At 70.1% G+C, this 18,845-nt stretch carries 21 protein-coding genes; 3 read left to right on the top strand and 18 right to left on the bottom strand.

Annotation, left to right across the window (positions count from 1 at the left end):
* Positions 1 to 38: 38 nt before the first annotated feature.
* The 8 genes from pseG to AC07OA_RS02415 all read right to left on the bottom strand — a co-directional run bounded on the left by pseG (position 39) and on the right by AC07OA_RS02415 (position 7,913).
* A complete protein-coding gene (pseG, locus tag AC07OA_RS02450) occupies positions 39 to 1,082 on the bottom strand; it encodes a UDP-2,4-diacetamido-2,4,6-trideoxy-beta-L-altropyranose hydrolase (RefSeq protein WP_494662170.1) in 1,044 nt (347 codons plus the stop codon).
* 181 nt (positions 1,083 to 1,263) lie between these two features.
* Positions 1,264 to 1,971 carry a cytidylyltransferase domain-containing protein gene (locus tag AC07OA_RS02445; RefSeq protein ID WP_494662169.1) on the bottom strand — a complete coding sequence of 236 codons (708 nt, stop codon included), beginning with the start codon at positions 1,969 to 1,971 and terminating at the stop codon, positions 1,264 to 1,266.
* Positions 1,972 to 2,031: 60 nt separating this feature from the next.
* A complete protein-coding gene (locus AC07OA_RS02440) occupies positions 2,032 to 2,757 on the bottom strand; it encodes a hypothetical protein (RefSeq protein ID WP_494662168.1) in 726 nt (241 codons plus the stop codon).
* A 285-nt stretch (positions 2,758 to 3,042) separates the two neighbouring features.
* Positions 3,043 to 4,014, bottom strand: a complete 972-nt coding sequence (locus AC07OA_RS02435) for a mitochondrial fission ELM1 family protein (RefSeq protein WP_494662906.1) — start codon at positions 4,012 to 4,014, stop codon at positions 3,043 to 3,045.
* Positions 4,015 to 4,433: 419 nt separating this feature from the next.
* Positions 4,434 to 4,907 carry a transcription elongation factor GreA gene (gene greA / locus AC07OA_RS02430; RefSeq protein WP_494662167.1) on the bottom strand — a complete coding sequence of 158 codons (474 nt, stop codon included), beginning with the start codon at positions 4,905 to 4,907 and terminating at the stop codon, positions 4,434 to 4,436.
* 145 nt (positions 4,908 to 5,052) lie between these two features.
* The gene (locus tag AC07OA_RS02425) at positions 5,053 to 6,654 is read right to left on the bottom strand and encodes a methyl-accepting chemotaxis protein (RefSeq protein ID WP_494662166.1); all 1,602 of its coding nucleotides are present in this window, start codon (positions 6,652 to 6,654) and stop codon (positions 5,053 to 5,055) included.
* Entirely contained in the window at positions 6,654 to 7,031 is a 378-nt protein-coding gene (locus AC07OA_RS02420; RefSeq protein ID WP_494662165.1) for a hypothetical protein, read from the bottom strand. Before AC07OA_RS02420 ends, AC07OA_RS02425 begins: the two co-directional genes overlap by 1 nt.
* Before the next feature lie 216 nt (positions 7,032 to 7,247).
* Positions 7,248 to 7,913, bottom strand: coding sequence for a glutathione S-transferase family protein (locus tag AC07OA_RS02415; RefSeq protein WP_494662164.1), 666 nt, complete (start codon positions 7,911 to 7,913; stop codon positions 7,248 to 7,250).
* A 98-nt stretch (positions 7,914 to 8,011) separates the two neighbouring features.
* Between AC07OA_RS02415 and AC07OA_RS02410 the strand changes: the two genes are divergently transcribed.
* Positions 8,012 to 8,461 (top strand): hypothetical protein, encoded by a 450-nt coding sequence (locus AC07OA_RS02410; RefSeq protein WP_494662163.1) that lies wholly within the window; start codon positions 8,012 to 8,014, stop codon positions 8,459 to 8,461.
* On the opposite strand, the gene AC07OA_RS02405 is transcribed toward AC07OA_RS02410, so the two are convergent.
* The 7 genes from AC07OA_RS02405 to AC07OA_RS02375 form a co-directional block, all read right to left on the bottom strand.
* A complete protein-coding gene (locus AC07OA_RS02405; protein WP_494662162.1) occupies positions 8,394 to 8,672 on the bottom strand; it encodes a DUF1294 domain-containing protein in 279 nt (92 codons plus the stop codon). The genes AC07OA_RS02410 and AC07OA_RS02405 overlap by 68 nt on opposite strands.
* Positions 8,669 to 9,115, bottom strand: coding sequence for a hypothetical protein (locus tag AC07OA_RS02400; RefSeq protein ID WP_494662161.1), 447 nt, complete (start codon positions 9,113 to 9,115; stop codon positions 8,669 to 8,671). Before AC07OA_RS02400 ends, AC07OA_RS02405 begins: the two co-directional genes overlap by 4 nt.
* Positions 9,116 to 9,298: 183 nt before the next feature.
* Positions 9,299 to 9,667 carry a hypothetical protein gene (locus tag AC07OA_RS02395; protein ID WP_494662160.1) on the bottom strand — a complete coding sequence of 123 codons (369 nt, stop codon included), beginning with the start codon at positions 9,665 to 9,667 and terminating at the stop codon, positions 9,299 to 9,301.
* 356 nt (positions 9,668 to 10,023) lie between these two features.
* A complete protein-coding gene (gene carB / locus AC07OA_RS02390) occupies positions 10,024 to 13,317 on the bottom strand; it encodes a carbamoyl-phosphate synthase large subunit (protein WP_494662159.1) in 3,294 nt (1,097 codons plus the stop codon).
* Between the two features lies 1 nt (position 13,318).
* Positions 13,319 to 13,588, bottom strand: a complete 270-nt coding sequence (locus tag AC07OA_RS02385; protein WP_494662158.1) for a hypothetical protein — start codon at positions 13,586 to 13,588, stop codon at positions 13,319 to 13,321.
* A gap of 217 nt (positions 13,589 to 13,805) precedes the next feature.
* The gene (locus tag AC07OA_RS02380; protein WP_494662157.1) at positions 13,806 to 15,002 is read right to left on the bottom strand and encodes a patatin-like phospholipase family protein; all 1,197 of its coding nucleotides are present in this window, start codon (positions 15,000 to 15,002) and stop codon (positions 13,806 to 13,808) included.
* Between the two features lie 162 nt (positions 15,003 to 15,164).
* Positions 15,165 to 15,371, bottom strand: a complete 207-nt coding sequence (locus AC07OA_RS02375) for a cold-shock protein (RefSeq protein ID WP_029908363.1) — start codon at positions 15,369 to 15,371, stop codon at positions 15,165 to 15,167.
* Positions 15,372 to 15,659: 288 nt separating this feature from the next.
* On the opposite strand from AC07OA_RS02375, the gene AC07OA_RS02370 reads away from it, so the two are divergent.
* Both AC07OA_RS02370 and AC07OA_RS02365 read left to right on the top strand, forming a co-directional pair.
* Positions 15,660 to 15,896, top strand: coding sequence for a hypothetical protein (locus AC07OA_RS02370; RefSeq protein ID WP_494662156.1), 237 nt, complete (start codon positions 15,660 to 15,662; stop codon positions 15,894 to 15,896).
* An 84-nt stretch (positions 15,897 to 15,980) separates the two neighbouring features.
* Positions 15,981 to 16,145, top strand: coding sequence for a hypothetical protein (locus AC07OA_RS02365; RefSeq protein WP_494662155.1), 165 nt, complete (start codon positions 15,981 to 15,983; stop codon positions 16,143 to 16,145).
* A gap of 4 nt (positions 16,146 to 16,149) precedes the next feature.
* Here AC07OA_RS02365 and AC07OA_RS02360 read toward each other — a convergent pair whose 3' ends face one another.
* The 3 genes from AC07OA_RS02360 to AC07OA_RS02350 all read right to left on the bottom strand — a co-directional run bounded on the left by AC07OA_RS02360 (position 16,150) and on the right by AC07OA_RS02350 (position 18,819).
* Positions 16,150 to 17,049 (bottom strand): aldo/keto reductase family oxidoreductase, encoded by a 900-nt coding sequence (locus AC07OA_RS02360; RefSeq protein ID WP_494662154.1) that lies wholly within the window; start codon positions 17,047 to 17,049, stop codon positions 16,150 to 16,152.
* Between the two features lie 149 nt (positions 17,050 to 17,198).
* Positions 17,199 to 17,816, bottom strand: coding sequence for a CDP-diacylglycerol--glycerol-3-phosphate 3-phosphatidyltransferase (gene pgsA, locus AC07OA_RS02355; protein WP_494662153.1), 618 nt, complete (start codon positions 17,814 to 17,816; stop codon positions 17,199 to 17,201).
* A 34-nt stretch (positions 17,817 to 17,850) separates the two neighbouring features.
* Complete coding sequence (locus AC07OA_RS02350) at positions 17,851 to 18,819, bottom strand: hypothetical protein (RefSeq protein ID WP_494662152.1); 969 nt, start codon at positions 18,817 to 18,819, stop codon at positions 17,851 to 17,853.
* Positions 18,820 to 18,845: the final 26 nt, after the last annotated feature.

Here is an 18,845-nt window from a genome sequence, read left to right as displayed (position 1 = left end):
TCCCCTTGTTACAGCCAAGATGGGGCAGGTGAACGGCGTTATCCAGCCCGTCCGATCACCGCCAGGAACCGCTCGGCCACGCGCGCGGCGCCGCGGCCGTCGCAGACCGCCGCCGAGGCGGCCGAGAGGCGGTCGCGCAGCAGGGGATCGGCCAGCAGGCGGGAGAGCTGCGTCCGGAAGGCGGTCTCGAAGTCGGGGGCGGCGACGTCCAGGGCCAGCACCGCGTCGGCCCCGGCCAGGGCGGCGCTGGCCTCGCGCTGGTTGGCCGCCAGCACCAGCAGCAGGGTCGGCAGGGCCAGGACGCAGCGCTCCCAGCTGGTGGAGCCGCCGGCCCCGACGGCCAGGTCGGCCTCCAGGGTGAGTCGCGGCATGTCCTGGCTGTCGACGTGCAGGACCACGCGCGGCTCGGCGGCGGCCAGGGCGCGCAGGGCCGGCAGGCTGGGGGCGCCCGAGCCGAGCACGACGTCCAGCGTGGTGTCGCCCATCAGCGGCAGCATCAGCTCCACGACCCGGCCGGTGATCCCCCCGACGTCGGTCAGGCCCAGCGAGACCAGGATGCGGCGCACCGGCGGGGCGGCGGCGCGGCGGGCCAGGGCCTCCTTGCGCAAGGCGCCGAAGGCCGGACGGACGGGAGCGTTGTTGGGGCCTAGCAGCAGTTCGGCGCCGGGCGGGATCAGGCCGTCGTAGTCGGCGGCCTTGCGGGCCGGGCCGGAGTCCAGCACCAGGTCGGCGGCCAGGGGGCGGTCGGCCAGGTCGTCGATGACCAGGGTCGGCCTGCCGCCGGCGATGGCGCGGTGGTCGTCGGTGGAGAGGCCGTAGTGGTCGATGATCACGGCGTCGGCATCTCCGGCTACCTTTGCCGCGACCTCGACGAGTTCGACCGGCGTGCGCGCCCCGGTCGTGATCCGGGCGATGTCGGCTCCGAAGGCGTCCAGCACCGTTGCCGTGGCCGGGGTGGCGAGGACGATGCAGGTCGCGCCTGCGTCCTGAAGCGCCCGGGCCAAGGTCAGACAGCGCATGACGTGGCCGCCGCCGACCGCCGGTCCGGCGTCGGGGACGATGAGGATGGAGGGGGTGATCACCGTGCCGCCCCTTTTCTTGCCGTCATCCCGGGCCTTGTGCCCGGGACCCCTCTATCCGCCGCAGGTGCGGGAGGGGCGGACCGCCGGCGGTCCGCTTGCATCTCACCGGAAAGCTGAACCAGGGGTCCCGGGCACAAGGCCCGGGATGACGCGCTGAGAGAGATGGGCGGAATGGAGAAGCTCACAGCCGTCTCACCCCGCCGAACGTCGCCAGGTCCTCGCGCTGCGCCAGCAGCCGCCGCACGTCGTCGGAGGTGAAGGCGCGGTCCAGCGGGTAGAGGGCGTCGTAGACGGCCGCCACGAAGGCGTAGTCGGCCGGGCCCTCGAGCGCCCAGCGCACCTCGCCCTGGTCCGGCTGGGCCAACAGGGCCAGGGACGACCAGCGGGCGGGGGGGCGGGTCTCGCCGCCGCCACGCAGCATCAGGGCCATGCTCTCGGCCGCCAGGCGGCGCAGGCCTTCGGCGGTGATCACCTCCACCCCCTGGCCGGCCGGAAAGGCCGCTCCGGGCGAGCGGTTGGTGGTGTGGTCGGCCTTCTCGGCCAGATGCAGGTCCAGGGTGGCGTCGATCAGGTCGGGATCGATCAGCGGGCTGTCGTCGCCGATCCGCACCACATGGTCGGCCGGGTGGGCCTCCAGCGCCCCGGCCAGGCGCGCCAGCTCGTCCTGGGGCGGCCCGCGATGGACGGCGATCGCTTCGCGCCGCACCGTCGCCTCCAGGGCGTCGTCGGCGGGGGCGGTGGTGGTGGAGACCACGATCTTGTCGATCCGCCGGGCGCGGGCGACCCGCTCGATCTGGCGCACGATGGCCGGCGCGCGGGCCAGCGGCATCGAAGGCCGGCCCGGCAGGCGTTCGTCGCCCATGCGGGCCTGGATGACGGCGAGGATCACCGGGCGATCATCGTCCAACGGGCCTGGTTTGGATAGCGGGGGCGCGATCCGTCCAGGCGCCTATTCCCCGGTCAGCAGCAGCCGGGCCGCCACGGGCTTGGGCTGGGCCAGGATCGCCTCGACCCACTTGGTGGCGCTGGCGCAGCGGCCTTCCGACGAGAGCTTGTCGGTGGTGTTGTCGCCCATGCCCAGCACCCAGGCCGGATCGCCGCCGCGCGCCAGATAGTCCCGGACGGCGGCGTCGATATCGGCCTCGGTGGAGGGTTCGCGCACGACCGGCGTCTTGGCCCCGGCCCGGGCGGCGACCAGCTGGGCGTGGCCGATCTTGGCCAGTTCGTCCACCAGGTCCGGGCCCAGGGTGCGCGAGGTCTCCTCGCTGACGCCGCCGTTCTCGACCAGTTCGTAGCAGGCCTTGGGATTGTAGCGTCCCAGTGTCTTCATGGCGGCCAGCTGGATCTGGACGAAGGCGATGTAGTCGTCGTCGGGAGCCTGGGCCAGGGCGCCGGCCAGCTTGGCGCGGGTGGCCAGGGCGAAGTCGTAGGTGCGCTTGCGCGCGCCGTCCTCGTCGACCTTGCCGGCGACCATGTCGTTGAAGACGCTCTCCTCGAAGGCCGCGTAGCCCTCCGGGTCGATCTCCATCAGCTCGCGCATGCTCTGGTTGGACATCAGGCCGTCGTGGAATTCCTTGCGGTCGCCCGGACCCATCGAGGGCTCGGGCGCGGCCTGGGCTCCCGTCGCGGCGCAGCACAGCAGGGCGGCGGCCAGGACCGCGAGACGACGAAACATGAAACCCCCGAACGCACGACAACTGGCGGTCAAGCTAGAGGAGGGCGGATGGCGAGGCTAGTCCGGCGGTCCGGGGCAGACCAATGCTTCGCTCGCCAAATCTCTTAAACTTCCGTCATTCCGGGCCTTGTGCCCGGAACCCCTCTGTCCGCCGCAGGTGCGGATGGGGCGGACCGCTAGCGGTCCGCTGGCGCTTCACGTGCAAGCTGAACCAGGGGTTCCGGGCACAAGGCCCGGAATGACGGCCGTTATGGGGGATAGGTCGCGACTGGATGCCGTTCCGCCTCAATCCGGCTTGGCCGTCCGCGCGTCCATCCGCGCCACCACCTCGGCGGCGGCGCGGGCGGTCTCGTCGACGGGTTCGTAGGTCCAGCCGTGGAAGGCGCCGCCATAGGGGCGGGCCGCGCCCAGGCTTTCCAGTTCCTGGTGCAGCAGGCGGAACTTCAGGCTCTGGCCGTCCATCTTCAGGATGAACACCGGCTTGCCCGTCGAGGCCGCCTCGGTGGCCATGTTGGTCGAGTCCTCGGTGACCAGGATGTAGTCGGCCGCCGCCAGGAAGGCGAAATAGGGGTTGGGGCCCTGGCCGTCCCAGATGATCCCCGGCAGGTGGCGCAGGCGGGCGGTCAGCAGGGCCTTGGCCTGTTCGGGCGTGCGCCGCGAGAAGGTCATCAGCAGGCTGCCGCCCTCCTGCTCCAGCGGCAGCTGGATCTGGTGGGCCATTTCGGCGGCGCGCACGGCCGACAGGTCGAAGGCCTTGGACTTGCCGCCCAGCAGCACCGCCACGCGCGGGTGGGGCAGGGCGTCGATCTGGTCCTTGAAGGCCTCGTACTCGGTCTCCAGGCGCTTCTGGGTCACGCGGTGGGGCGAGCCGGTGATCGGCAGCACGTTGTCGCCCGTCAGGCGGTCGTGCCGGGGCGGGATCACCAGGTCGAACATGTTGGCGGGCACGCGCGGGTCCTGGATCTGGACCACATAGGTCTTGCCGCCCGACCAACGCCGGGCGCGGATCGACAGGGGCAGGGTGGCGCGGCCGGCGGCGATCCACAGGTCGGGCCAGGGGGCGGCGATCTCGCTTTCGGGGGTCAGCCAGCGGCGCGGCAGCCAGTTGGCCCACCAGGGCAGGCGGCCGGTGCGGCCGCTCCAGCCCACGCGCTTGACCACGATCCTGGCGGGAACCTGGCGGGCCACGGCCTCGGCCAGGCCCACGGCCTGGGCCTCGATGCCGGCCCGGCCGTCGGAGATGGCCCAGATGACGATCGGCTCGCGGGCGGGAAGTTCGGGCTCGGGCGGGGCGACGGGTTTGGGCGCGGGCTTGGCGGTCTTGGGGCGCGGCGCGGGCTTGGGCGCGGGCGCGGTCTCGACATCGCCCGGACGCGACTTGGGCCGGGCCGCCGTGCGCGGCTTGGGGGCGGGCGTGGGTTCGGGCGCGACGGGCGCTTGCGTCTTCGGCGCGGCCTTGGCCTTGGGCGCGGCCTTCCGGACAGGCGCCGTCGCGGCCGCCTTGGCGGCCTTGGGCGCGCGGGGCTTGGGCTGGGCCGGCTCCCCGTCCTGTCGTTTCTTTTCAACCACGTCGCGATCCTGGCCAGGCACGCCGAAACGCCGGCACGCTAGGCGCACCGGCGTTATGGAGGCAATGGCCTTGGAATGGGGCCTAAGCTTGACCGGGAGAGGTCAGCCTAGATCCACTCGACCTTGAGGATCTCGTAGGCCTTCACGCCGCCGGGCGTGTTGACCTCGACCACCTCGCCGACTTCCTTGCCGATCATCGCGCGCGACAGCGGCGAGGAGAGCGAGATGCGGCCTTCCTTCACGTCGGCCTCGTGGTCGCCGACGATCTGGTAGCGGGCCTCTTCCTCGGTGTCCTCGTCGACCACGCTGACGGTGGCGCCGAACTTGACCTGCTTGCCCGACAGTTTCGTCACGTCGATCACCTGGGCGCGCGCGATCTTGTCCTCGATCTCGGCGATCCGGCCCTCGATCCAGCCCTGGCGTTCCTTGGCCGCGTGGTACTCGGCGTTCTCCGAGAGGTCGCCATGGGCGCGCGCTTCGGAGATCGCGGCGATCACCGCCGGCCGCTCGATCGTCTTCAAACGCTTCAGTTCTTCGTCGAGGGTCTGGTAACCCCCGGCGGTCATCGGCACTTTTTCCATTGCGGATTTTAGCTCGGTTCGCCTTAGGGGAGGAAGACTCCCGGACGCTGGCGGGCACGACCGGGGGCTGAGAGGATAGGCGCCGCGTTAGCGATAAGCAAGTGCCCGCCCTGAAAGCCAAGCTTGATCCCGTTGTCGCTCGGGATCAAGCGCGCTTGCGCAGGCCTTGTTCCGATTGACCTTGCGGGGGTAGCTGGAACTGTCCGACCAGCCCGGCCAGCTGGCTGGCGTCGCCGTTCAGGGTCTGGGTGGCGGCGGCGGTCTGCTCGACCATGGCCGCGTTCTGCTGCAGCACCTGGTCCATCTGGTTCACGGCCGTGTTGATCTGCGAGAGGCCGTCGGCCTGGTGGGCGGCGCTGGCGGCGATCTCGCTGACCAGGCCGTCGATCTCGGCGATCTGCACCACGATGCGCTCCAGGGCCTGGCCCGTGCGGCCCACCAGGTCCACGCCCGTCCCGACCTGGCTGGTCGAGGTGGTGATCAGCTGCTTGATCTCCTTGGCCGCCTCGGCCGAGCGCTGGGCCAGGCCCCGCACTTCGGACGCGACGACCGCGAAGCCGCGCCCGGCGTCACCGGCCCGGGCGGCTTCCACGCCGGCGTTGAGGGCCAGGAGGTTGGTCTGGAAGGCGATCTCGTCGATCACCCCGATGATGGTCGAGATCTGGGTCGCCGAGGTCTCGATGGCCCCCATGGCGCCCACGGCCTCGTCGACCACCTCGCCCGAGCGGCGGGCGTCCTCGCGGGCCTGGGCCACCACCTGGGCGGCGCGGCGGGCGCCGTCGGCGGTCTGGCCCACCGTGGCGGTGATCTCGTCCATGGCGCTGGCGGTTTCCTGCAGGCTGGCGGCCTGCTGCTCGGTGCGGCGCGACAGGTTCTGGGCGGCGTCGGCGATCTGGTCCGAGCCCCGGCGCACGCCGGCCACGCGGTCGTCGATGACGATCAGGGCGTCCGACAGCTTGCCGGCGGCCTGGTTGAAGTCGGCGCGCAGCTGCTCGTAGGACTCGGCGAAGCGCTCGACCAGACGCACCGACAGGTCGCCCTTGGCCAGGCGCGACAGGCTCTCGGCGAGGGCGTCGACCATGTCGGCCCGTTGGCGCTCGGCCTGGGCCTGGACGGCGGCGTGGGCGACGCGGTCGGTCTCCTGGCTGCGGCGGGCGGTCTCGGCGGCCTCGTCGGCTTCGCGGGCCTCGGCCATGGCGGCCTCGGCCTTGGCGCGGGCGCGGTGGGCGACGCCGAACATGTGGTTGACGTTGGCGCAGATGCCGATCAGGGCCCCGGCCTCGACGATCAGAATGGCGGCGTGGACGATCACGCGGCCAAGGCTCGCCGAACCGGGGAACACGGCGGCCGGCAGGATGTAGGACAGGCCCAGGTGGTGCACGGCCACGGTGGCGGCGGCCGCGGCGATCACCGTCCAGTCGCAATAGACCACCAGCAGGGCCAGGGCCGCGAAATAGGCCATGTGCATGTCGATCTGCCAGGCGTGGCCGCCCAGGGCGGCGACCAGCAGCGAGACCTGCGCCATCAGGGCCACGCCCGACAGGGCCCGGCCGAAGGTCCCGCCGGCCTTCAGGGCGACGCCCCCCAGGGCGGCCACCGCCGTCGCCGCCACGGTCAGGGCGATGGGCGAGTCGTGGACGCCCAGCTTGGCCAGGGCCACCACCGGGATCATCAGGGCGGTCAGCAGGGCGATCATCTGGGCGCCGACGCGACGCTGGTCGTCCAGGTTCGAGAAGATCAGGCGCATCAGAGGGTCTCCGGGGGGAGGGGGGTGCCCAAGGGGGTGCATTGTCCGGCGGCGTCGGGGTCGAGCAGCAGCCAGGCGCCGGCCGCGCGCAGGCGGGGCTCCAGGGCGTCGGGCTCGCCGCGCAGGATCAGGATGAAGGGCGCGCCGCCGGCGCCGGCGATCTGGCCGGCCGAGGCGGCGGCCGAGGCGGCCCGGGCCGAGCTCCACCACGGCGGAAAGACGGCGGCCACCCGGGCCGGATCGCGCGGCGCCGCGCCGGCGGCCACGGTGGCGCCCAGGGTGACCAGGATCGCCGCCCCGCAGGCCACGACCAGCCCGGCCGCCCGCAGCGCGCTACGCGCGGTCCGTTCGCCTGTCGGGGTTCCAGCCTGGGTCAAGACGGGCTCCAGCCGCCCGGCAACCGGGCGATTCAGGAGGCAGGATGGGCCGCGTCCGTGAGGGAATGCTTAACCATGCTTAACGGGCGACGCCGTGTCGCAGAGGGGCTCGGGACGGGGACATGCGCATGCGCGTGTCCCCACCCGGTGCAGGGCTTTCGGTCAACGTGGTTTGCAGCCTTGGGGACACGCGCATGCGCATGTCCCCGGTCGGGTCTAAGAGGCGTAGTCGTACGGTCCGCCGCGCTCCAGGGCCTTCTTGTAGGCCGGCCGCGCGTGCAGGCGCTCCAGCAGGGCCTTCACGTGCGGGCGCGAGGCCGCGCCGGCGCGGGCCACGGCGGCTTCCAGGGGGAAGCTCATGACGATGTCGGCGGCGGTGAATTCCGAGCCGGCGAACCACGGGTGCTTGGTTAGCTCGGCCTCCCAATAGTCGATGTGGGCCTTCAGCTGCGGGTCGATCATCTGGCTCTGGGCCTTGGCCGAGATCGCCTTGACCACACCCTTCAGCAGGCCCGGCGCGCGGGTGGGCAGGACGGTGAAGACCAGCTTCAGCAGCAGCGGCGTCATGGCCGAGCCCTCGGCATAGTGCAGCCAGTAGGTCCAGCGCAGGCGCTCGTCCGTGCCGGCGGGCGGGATCAGCCGGCCCTGGCCGTAGGTCTCGATCAGATATTCGACGATGGCCCCGGTCTCGGCGATGGTCTTGCCGCCGTCGGTGATCACCGGCGACTTGCCCAGCGGGTGGACGGCCAAGAGCTCGGGCGGGGCCAGCATGGTCTGGGCGTTGCGCTCGTAGCGCTTGGCCTCGTAGGGAACGCCCAACTCTTCCAGCAGCCACAGCACCCGCTGGCTGCGCGAATTGTTCAGGTGGTGGACGACGATCATGGCGCTGGCTCCCGCTTTTGCCCACCATGACCGGGCGCCGCTAGCGTCAGTCAAGCCGGCGGTTATGCTGATGCTTGGAACGATGGGGAGGGGCTGACGTGGGCGTGAACAAGACCAAGCTGGTGCTCAGCCACGGCGGGGTGAAAATCTACCACAGCTGGAAGGGGACCCGGCCCCAGACCTACTGGTACGCCCTGACGCCCGGCTACAACGCCGAGGGCGGCCAGGACCTGGACTTCGACATCCGCGAACTGCCGGCGCGGTTCACCGAGGGCCTGCGGATGGAGGAGCGGCCCTACGACGAGGGGAGCTTCGAGCGCGAGGCGGCGGCCCATAAGGAGGCCCTCAAGCGCGCCATCGACGGCGGCCACGACTTCCTCAAGGGGCGCAAGCGGCGTGGGTCGTGGGAACCGCCGACCGCCGCGACGGGGCTGACGGGCCTGTTCTGGGGTTGGCTCGAGCGGCTGGGTCGGTGGGACGCTAGCGCCGCCACCAGAGGATCGAGCCCACGATCAGGGCGGCGACCTGGGCGAAGACGATCAGGGTGAGCCAGGCCGAGAACGGCTGCTTGCGGGTCTTGTGGCGGAAGACCGGGCGGGCCAGCAGGGCGCCGGGGCTGCCGCCGAGGGCGGCCAGGGTCAGCAGGACGCGCTCGGGCACGCGCGACCGCTTGTCGGCGGCGGCGGCCTTGTCGAAGCCGAAGATCGCGAAGGTCGCCAGGTTCAGAATGCCCAGATAGACGGCGAGGAAGACGCTCACGCGGGGACCGGCGCCTCCAGCGGCTTCAGGTCGGGCTCGACCCAGCCGCGGCGGGCCTCGACGCTGAACAGCCGCTCGCGCGACCAGAAGGTCAGGGGCCAGGCCTTGTCGCCCATGGGCGTGGCCAGGAGGCGCGCGGCCGCCTCGCCGTCGGAAGTGCCGGCCGGCAGGGCGGCGACGAAGGCGCGGATGGCGGCCAGATAGGCCTGGGTGATGGTCTCGTGATAGCCGCTGGTGTCGTCGTTCGTCCCGCCGACGGCGACGTTGTAGGTCTGGATAATGCGAGGCATGTCGCGTTCCAGGTTCTCGTTCCGTGTGCGGATGAGGCGCATCGTGGCGGTCAGGTGCGCGGCGTGGGTCCAGGCTTCCTTGGGCAGGGAGTGGTCCAGCAGGCGAGCGGCGAGGTCGGCGACTTCAGCGTCGGTGTAGGGGGCGGCGGTCATGGGGATGGCTTAGCCGTTGGCGGGGCGGGGCTCAACGGGGGCGGGGCCGAGGCGCACCCACTTGCCCCCACCTGACCGCTTCGCGGTCTGTCCGCCCCCGTAGGGGGCGGAGGACGGAAAGCGCGCGTCCTCTTCCCCCTCCGGGGGAAGGAGCGCCGAAGGCGCGAAGGGGGCAAGTGATGGCTACAACCGCCCGCGCCTTCCGCCCTTCAACTTCTCCAGCGCCCGCCTGGCGTGCTCGGCCTGAGCCGCCACGGGCGTGGCCGTCGGCGGGATCAGATCGTGGACCATGGCGCTCAGGTCGCCGACGCTCTTGGTGGCCAGCAGGCCCGCCGTGGCGGCGTCCATCAGGGGTTTGCGGCCGGAGGGGACGATCAGGCCGACCTTGCGGGCGACCATGGCCAGCTGGCCGATGGCCTTGGCCTTGTCGAGCGCCTGGCGGACGGCGGCGGGATCGTCGCCCCGGTCCACCACCTTCCAGGCCGCGTCCAGGGCGGTGATCAGCTTGTATTGCAGCTCCACGAGCCAGGCGGGGATGTCGGTCTTGGTCATGCCCACAGTGTGCGGCCGTTCCGGAGGCCTAGGATCGGAAACGTGCGTTTTTGTGTAAGGGGTTGGTTTGGTTGGGGTTTGTTTCGGCGGGAGCGGGGATAGAGGCATGATCGGCGCGGCCGGGGACATGCACTTGTGCGTGTCCCCAAGCTCATCATGAAAGCCCACGGGAAGCGCCGCGCCTGCTGATGGGGACACGCACAAGTGCATGTCCCCGGCCGCGCCAGCCCTGTGGATAACTGCAACGCGCACGGCTCAAACGAAAACCGCCGCGACCGGCCTTTCGGCGGATCGCGGCGGTTGGTTCGTCGAGTCAGGCGGCTGGGGACACGCGCATGCGCATGTCCCCGGTCGGCTTACTGGTAGCTCTGCAGCGGACGCACTTCCAGCGCTTCGGCCGGGGCGCCCGAGATCGCCTGGGCGGCGGCCAGGGCGCCGGCGCTGGTGGTGTAGTAGGGCACCTTCATCATCAGGGCCGTGCGGCGGATCTCGAAGCTGTCCTCCAGGGCCTGCTTGCCCTCGGTGGTGTTGAACACCAGCTGCACGCCGCCGTTCTTCATCACGTCGACGATGTGCGGACGGCCTTCCAGCACCTTCTTGACCAGCTCGACCTCGATCCCCTGCTCGGCCAGGTAGCCGCGCGTGCCGACCGTGGAGATCACCTTGAAGCCCGCCGCCTGCAGCAGCTTCACCGGCTCGACGATCCAGGGGCGGTCGCTTTCCTTGACCGAGACGAAGGCGGTGCCCTCGGTCGGCAGCTTGACGCCGCCGCCCAGCTGGCTCTTGGCGAAGGCGCGGGCGAAGGCCGGGCCCAGGCCCTGCTCGCCCTCGCGGATCCAGTCCAGGCCCATGACCTCGCCGGTCGAGCGCATTTCCGGACCCAGCACCGTATCGACGCCGGCGAAGCGGGCGAACGGGAAGACCGCTTCCTTGACCGCGATGTGGTCGTAGGGGACGTCCTTCAGGCCGAAGGAGGCCAGGGTCTCGCCGGCCATCACCTTGGCGGCGATCGCGGCGACGGGGCGACCGATGGTCTTGGCCACGAACGGCACGGTGCGCGAGGCGCGCGGGTTCACTTCCAGCACATAGATGCGCGGGTTTTCCGAGTGCGGCTCCTCGATGGCGAACTGCACGTTCATCAGGCCGCGGACGTTCAGGGCCAGGGCCATCTTGACGGTCTGGCGCTTCAGCTCCTCGACGGTCTCGGCGCGCAGCGAGAAGGGCGGCATCGAGCAGGCCGAGTCGCCCGAGTGGACGCCGGCTTCCTCGATGTGCTCCAGCACGCCGGCCACGAACACGTCCTTGCCGTCGCACAGGGCGTCGACGTCCACCTCGGTGGCGCGGCTGAGGTAGTGGTCCAGCAGGATCGGGTGCTCCAGCGAGATCTCGCCGGCCCCGGCGATGTAGCGCTCCATCGCCTCGTGGTCGCGGATGATCTCCATGCCCCGGCCGCCCAGCACGTAGGAGGGGCGCATCACGAACGGGAAGCCGATCTTGTCGCCTTCGGCGCGCGCTTCGTCCCAGGTGCGGGCGATGGCGTTCTCGGGCTGGGCGATGTCCAGGCCGTTCAGCAGCTGCTGGAAGCGCTCGCGGTCCTCGGCCAGGTCGATGGCGTCGGGGGTGGTGCCCAGGATCGGCACGCCGGCCTCTTCCAGGGCGTGGGCCAGCTTCAGCGGGGTCTGGCCGCCGAACTGCACGATGACGCCGGCCATCTCGCCCTTGCTCATCTCGACATGCAGCAGCTCCAGCACGTCCTCGGCCGTCAGGGGCTCGAAGTACAGGCGGTCGGAGGTGTCGTAGTCGGTCGAGACGGTCTCGGGGTTGCAGTTGACCATGATCGACTCGATGCCGATCTGGTCCAGCGCGAAGGCCGCGTGGCAGCAGCAGTAGTCGAACTCGATGCCCTGGCCGATGCGGTTGGGACCGCCCCCCAGGATCACCGCCTTCTTGCGGTCCGAAGGCTGGCTCTCGCACTCGGGGATCTGGCCCAGAACGCCGGTCTCGTAGGTCGAGTACATGTAGGGCGTGGAGGCCAGGAACTCGCCGGCGCAGCTGTCGATGCGCTTGAAGACCGGGCGGACGTTCAGGTCCTGGCGGGCCAGGCGCACGGCCTTCTCGGTCGAGCCGGCCAGCTTGGCCAGGCGGGCGTCGGAGAAGCCCTGGGCCTTCAGGGCGCGGAAGCCGGCCGCGTCGGTGGGCAGGCCGCCGGCCTTCACCCAGCCTTCCTGGCGCACCAGCTCGGCGATCTGGCGCAGGAACCAGGGCTCGTAGGAACAGGCGGCGTTCACTTCCTCGACCGTCAGGCCGTGGCGGAAGGCCTGGGCGATCACGCGCAGGCGGTCCGGCGTGGGCGTGCCCAGGGCGCGGATCACGGCGGCGCGGCCGGTGTCCGGATCATCGGCGCCGGCGATCTCGATCTCGTCGAAGCCGTTCAGCCCGGTTTCCAGGCCGCGCAGGGCCTTCTGGACGCTTTCCTTGAAGGTGCGGCCGATGGCCATCACCTCGCCGACCGACTTCATGGCGGTGGTCAGCAGCGGCTCGCTGCCCGGATACTTCTCGAAGGCGAAGCGCGGGATCTTGGTGACGACGTAGTCGATGGAAGGCTCGAACGAGGCCGGGGTCGCGCCGCCGGTGATGTCGTTCTTCAGCTCATCGAGCGTGTAGCCGACGGCCAGGCGGGCGGCGACCTTGGCGATGGGGAAGCCGGTGGCCTTCGAGGCCAGGGCGGACGAACGCGACACGCGCGGGTTCATCTCGATCACGACCATGCGGCCGTCGGCGGGATTGAGGGCGAACTGGACGTTCGAACCGCCGGTCTCGACCCCGATCTCGCGCAGCACGGCGATGCTCGCCGCGCGCATCCACTGGTATTCCTTGTCCGTCAGGGTCAGGGCCGGGGCGACGGTGATCGAGTCGCCGGTGTGGACGCCCATCGGGTCGATGTTCTCGATCGAGCAGACGATGATGCAGTTGTCCGCCGTGTCGCGGACGACCTCCATCTCGTATTCCTTCCAGCCCAGGACGCTCTCTTCGATCAGCACCTCGGTGGTGGGCGAGAGGTCGAGACCCCGCGCGACGATCTCTTCGAACTCCTCGACATTGTAGGCGATGCCGCCGCCGGTGCCGGCCAGGGTGAAGGACGGACGGATGATCGCCGGCAGGCCGACGAACTCCAGGCCCTCGCGGGCCTCGTCCATGTTGTGGGCGGCCTTGGACTTGGGGCTTTCCAGGCCCAGCTTGTCCATGGCGTCGCGGAACTTCTGGCGGTCCTCGGCCTTGTCGATGACCTCGGCCTTGGCGCCGATCATCTCGACCCCGAACTTCTTCAGCACGCCCTGTTCTTCGAGGGCGAGCGCCGTGTTCAGCGCGGTCTGGCCGCCCATGGTGGGCAGCAGGGCGTCGGGACGCTCCTTCTCGATGATCTTGGCCACCATGTCGGGCGTGATCGGCTCGATATAGGTCGCGTCGGCCACGTCCGGATCGGTCATGATCGTGGCGGGGTTGGAATTGACCAGGATGATCCGGTAGCCCTCGGCGCGCAGCGCCTTGCAGGCCTGGACGCCCGAATAGTCGAACTCGCACGCCTGGCCGATGACGATCGGACCCGCGCCGATGATCAGGATCGAGGAGATGTCTGTTCTTTTGGGCATGTCAGTCCTCAATCAGTCCGGCTTCCCAGCCGTCATAGTCAATATTGTAGGTCTCGGCCCATCGCCCCACCTGCATCCTCATCAGGAGCAGCGAGATTGGATCGAGCGGCATCTTCTTCCTAAGGATCAGCCCATCGTCTTCAGCGCTGGGCAGGATCTCGAAGCCGGCCTTGGCCGCCACGGTCCGCAGGCTGTCCAGATCGCCGCCGTACATGAAGAACCAGACCGCGCGTCGCCGACGTCCGGGCCCCGGCTTGGGGAGAAGCGACATGGCGAGAGCATCTTGGTCCTGAACCGTGGCCTTTGACTTTGATCCGGACGGCCGTGTGAGAAACGACATCGTTCACTCGCGCGCAGAGACACGGTCGCGCACATCCGCGCGCCCGCTGCCGACCATCTTGCAGGTTAAGCCGCCCGTTTAGAGACGGAGTCGATCCGGCGCAACCCTGGAGTCTGCGTTCACCCTAACCCCGCGTCACGGCGGGATTTCACCGACCGCCGATCGCCGGAGGAGCCGGCACCGTGGGGGCGCCCGGCGGGACCTCGGCGGGCTCGTCGGTCAGGCTCCAGGCCCAGCCGGCCTCGGCCCGCTCGAAGCCCATGCGGAACAGGGTCGCGCGGTTGTCGGTGGCGAAATCCAGGCCCGAGGTGTCGACGTCGGCGCTGTCGGGAATGGCCGCGTAGAACAGCTGGCCGCCGTTGCGGCGGGCGAAGGCGCTGCTGGCCGCCAGGTGGGTGCGCATCAGGGCCTTGCTCATGGCGTCCCACGAGCGGCCGACGATGGATCCGGCCTTGCCCTTGGTGAAGCCGAACGTGCCGCCGACCTTGCCGTTGACGATCACATACAGCCGCCCGGGTCGCGCCTGGCCCTTGGCGGCGGTCCATAGCAGCAGGGATTCGGGGGCCACGAAGAACGGGATGGTCACCCCGCCGTCGACGTGCATTTCCGACAGCCGGCGGCTGGGACCCTCGATGCCGATCAGGGTGGGCGGGAAGACGCCGGGAATGCTGGCCGAGGCCACCAGCACGTCCTTGAACAGCTGGATCGAGGCCGGGTCGCCCCGGCTGGCTATGGCCCCCATGTCCCAGATCACCGTCTCCTCGGTGTCCAGATTGGTGGTGGCGATCAGGAGGCGGCGGCCGCGCTTGTGCTCGGCGACGATGGCCTGCAGCAGGTCGGGGGTGACATTGGCGTCGACCAGGGCTTTCAGGCCGCCGTTGCTGTAGACGCTGGTGTGGAACAGCAGGCCCAGGCCCCGGGCCTTCAGGATTCTGCCGGCCGCCTTGCCGGTATAGGCCTCGGTCAGGCGGTCGTCCCAGGTGGGGCCCAAGAAGGCGAAGGGGGCGGTCAGGGCGCCGGTCGAGACGCCGGTGACGATGTCGAACTCCGGCCGCTCGCCGCGCTTGGTCCAGCCGGCCAGCACGCCCGCGCCATAGGCCCCGTTCGAACCGCCGCCCGACAGGGCCAGGACGTCGAAGGTTCGCTGGGCCGAGGCGCGCTTGCGGGCCGGCTCGGCGAAGCGGATGGCCGCGTCGCTGTCGCTGGCGTTGAAGCGCAGCTCGGCCAGGCCCTTGGGGGCGGGGCCGGCCAGGTCCTTGGCGGTGTAGGCGTCGCGCGACAGCGACCCGCAGGCGGCCAGGCTCGAGGCCAGGCAGAGCACGGCGAGAAGGCGAAACAGGCGCATGGGGCTCTAGGGATCGCTGCGGACGTCGAAACGGTGTTACGCGACCGTCGGCGGGGCGTCCATCGCGCCCAAAAGCTTTACGCCCCCAGAAGCTTTGCGCCCAAAGAAAATGGGCCGGCGCCAGGCGCCGGCCCATTCCAGATTTCGCGGTAGCGAAGCCGATTAGGCTTGCAGGTTGCCCGCGGCCATCTTGCCCGAGCGGCGATCCTGCTCGAGGTCGTAGGTGATCTTCTGACCTTCGTCCAGGCCGCGCAGGCCGGCGCGCTCGACGGCCGAGATGTGCACGAAGACGTCAGCGCCGCCGTCGTCGGGTTGGATGAAGCCGAAGCCCTTGGTGCCGTTGAACCATTTCACGGTGCCGGTAGCCATAGTTCGTAGTCCTTGCAGTCTATATGCGTCGTCGGAGACGTTCCGGGCGACGACCAAATTTCGTTGGGGATCGGTAGGCGCGTCCGGCGCTCTCGTGGAGAGAGCATGGAAAAGCAGGCCGAACGGCAGCGAATTCGATAAGCCAACATGGGCCTCTACAGAGGCCACGGCAAGTGAATTCGTAAATCGACTTGAATCGAAAATAGTTTTGGACCCCAAGCGGGGCTTTGAACGTTAAGCAATTCTCTCGCGCTACTGCGGGAATTTTTGAGTTTCAAGGAGCGCCACATGACCCTGATCGAGCGGATTCCTCTGCTGAACGACCAGGAGCTGGTCACGCTTCTGGCCAACGCTCGTCGCCTGGACATCGTCGGCACCCCCGCCCAGCGCACCAGCGCCGCCGAGGTGCTGCCCGTGCTCGAACTGGAAGCCTCCAAGCGCCGCGCCGTCGCCCTGGAAACCGCCACCAAGAAGCGCGGCGCCACCGCCGCGGCGCGACGCAAGGCCGCGGCCGAAGCGGCCTGAAATAGCGCTCGGAGTCCGAAAAGGCGCCTTGCGCCCGCCGTTATTGATAGTCATTCTCAACACCAGAGCGCTTCGGAGGCGATCATGGTGTTTCGAACGGCGGGCGCCGGCTGGCTGGCCCTGATGATGCGAGCGGAACGGACCCGGGCGGGCCACGAGCCCGACACCGAATGGCTGCTGCACGGCCCCACCGAGCCCGAAGCGGTCGAGGACGACGAGACCGCGCCTCGGCTGCTGGCGGCCGAGTAGCCGCCTAGCGGGCCTTCAGGGCGGGTCCTTCAGACTGGGCGCCGATGCCGTCCAATCGGGCGACCGCCTCGACGGACAGTTTCAGCTCGGCCGCCGCCAGGTTCTCGCGCAGGTGGCCGACCGAGGACGTGCCCGGGATCAGCAGGATGTTCGGCGCGCGTTGCAGCAGCCAGGCCAGGGCCGTCTGCAGGGGCGTGACGCCCAGCTCGGCCGCCACCTCCGACAGGGCCGAGGACTGCAGCGGCGAGAAGCCGCCCAGCGGGAAGAACGGCACATAGGCGATCCCCAGCCCGGCCAGTTCCTCGACCAGGGCCTCGTCCTCGCGATGGGCCAGGTTGTAGAGGTTCTGCACGCAGACCACCGGGGCGATGGCGCGCGCCTGGGCGACCTGGGTCGAGGTGGCGTTGCTGAGGCCCAGGTGACGGATCAGGCCCTGGCGTTGCAGCTCGGCCAGGGCGGTGAACCCTTCCTCGATCGAACCCTCGGTGGGGCCGGCGTGGCCGTCGCCCAACACCCGCAGGTTCACCACGTCCAGCACGTCCAGACCCAGGTTGCGCAGGTTGTCGTGCACCGCGCGCTCCAGCTCGGCCGGGCTCTGGGCCGGGTTCCAAGAGGCGTCCTCGCCGCGCACCGCGCCCACCTTGGTGACGATGGTCAGGCCGTCGGCGTAAGGGTGCAGGGCCTCGCGGATCAGCTGGTTGGTGACGTGCGGGCCGTAGAAGTCGCTGGTGTCGATGTGGTCGACCCCGCTGGCCACGGCCTCGCGCAGCACGGCCAGGGAGCCTTGCGGATCCTTGGGCGGTCCGAACACCCCCGGCCCGGCCAGCTGCATGGCGCCGTAGCCCATGCGATGGACGGCGCGGTCGCCCAGCGTGAAGACGCCGGCCTGGGAAAGATCGGTCATGGGAAGCTCCTGGGACTTTGAACAGCCCTCAAGGTGGAGACGTTCCCGGCTTGCGATAAGCCGAGCAGCGCCGCACGGGCCGTGCGGAAAGTCGCACAATGGCGCGCGTCCGCTCTTGCCCGATCGTCCCGGTTTCTTGCGCCTCAGGCCTAGACCAGCGCCTTGCGCGCCGCTTCCCAGTATTGGGCGCCGGTGATCAGGGTCACGACCGCCGCGATCCACAGCAGGGCATGGGCGCCGACGGTGGCCGGGTTAACCACCGACGGGTCGGTCGGTAGGTGGAAGGCCGACCACGAGGCCAGGATCATCTCCGCGCCGATGGCCACCAGCTGCAGGGTGGTCTTCCACTTGGCCAGCAGGGTGACCGGCAGCTTGATGCCCTTGCCCGCGCCCACCTCGCGCAGGGCGCTGACGGCGAATTCGCGGAACAGGATCAGGCCCGAAGGCAGGATCACCAGCGGGTTGGGGCCCAGCGCCATCAGGCCCAGCAGGGCGCCGCAGACCAGGATCTTGTCGCCGATCGGGTCGAGGATCGCGCCCCAGATGCTGACCGCGTCCAGCTTGCGCGCCAGCCAGCCGTCGAAGAAGTCGGTCACCGCCGCCACCACGAACGCCCAGAACGCCCAGCGCTGCAGCGACATCTGCTGGCTCACGCTGATGTGGTCGGACAGGTACGGCACCCCGCCCGCCGCCGCGGCCAGGGCCACGAACATGAACAGGGCGATGACCAGGCGCGCGGAGGTCAGGATGTTGGGCAGGGCTTTCATGGCGCAGGTTCTAACGCATGAACGCGGGGAAGGGCTATGGGGCCGCCACGGGCGCCTTGGCCGAAACGACCACCTTGGCCTTGGCCGGGTCGTCCGGCGCGGCGCTCAGGGCGTAGACGCCGGCCAGGGTCTTCAGCCGCGCGACGCCCTTCGCGTCCTTGCGCAGCCGGATCGTCTCGGACTTGCGGCCATTGACCCAGGGCTCGACGACGGCGTCCTGGCCTTTCCAACCGGCGAAGCGGTAGTCCAGGCGCAGGTCGCCGGGGATATCGACCGGCTTTTCGTCGATGATCGGCAGGTTGGCGTAGTTGGGGCTGTAGCCGTTGAAGCTGGTCACGTCGAACGGATCGACCTTGGGCAGGATGGCCGCCAGCTTGGGACCCAGCATCACGCAGATCGGCTTGGGCTTGGCCGCCTCGCGCTCGCGCAGGAAGCACCACACCTCCTGCGAATTGATCATCGCCTGGGAAGAGAACGATCCGACATAGAAGCCGGGCGTGCCGGCCGGGGCCAGCACGCCGCGCACCAGAATGCTGTAACCGGTCAGGTCCTCCTTCAGCACGCCGGTGCGCTTGAACGCATAGGGGAAGGTGACGATCGTCTCGCCGGGGTCCGCCTGTTCCGCGGCGACCGGCGGACTGGCCGAGGCCAGGCGGCGGGCCTCCAGCCCCGCGCCGCCGTTGGCCTGGCCTGGGAAGTTCATGGGCACGACGACCCGGCCGCCGGGGACGTCGGCCTTCTTGGACATCAGGCCGGACTGGGCCAGCATCAGGGCGGTCAGGCCGAATTCCTCGCCCGCCGGAAGCTCCGACGTCACCTTGCAGTCGCTCAGCTTGCCGGCCGCGTCGGCCTGGCAGTCCAGCAGCACCTTGGCGTCGCCGGGCGCGGGCGTGGGCGAGACGTCGTCCGTCACCACCACCCTCTGCGCCGTGGCGAGCGTCGCGGCGGCCAGGACGCCGGCCAAGATCAGGGCGCCGGCCGCCAGCCGAAGTGTCTTGCGCATGTGTTCCCCCGTTGCGCCGCGACGCT

The sequence above is a fragment of the Caulobacter sp. GW821-FHT09B08 genome, assembly GCF_059418225.1.
This window is presented reverse-complemented; position numbering and strand designations above follow the sequence as displayed.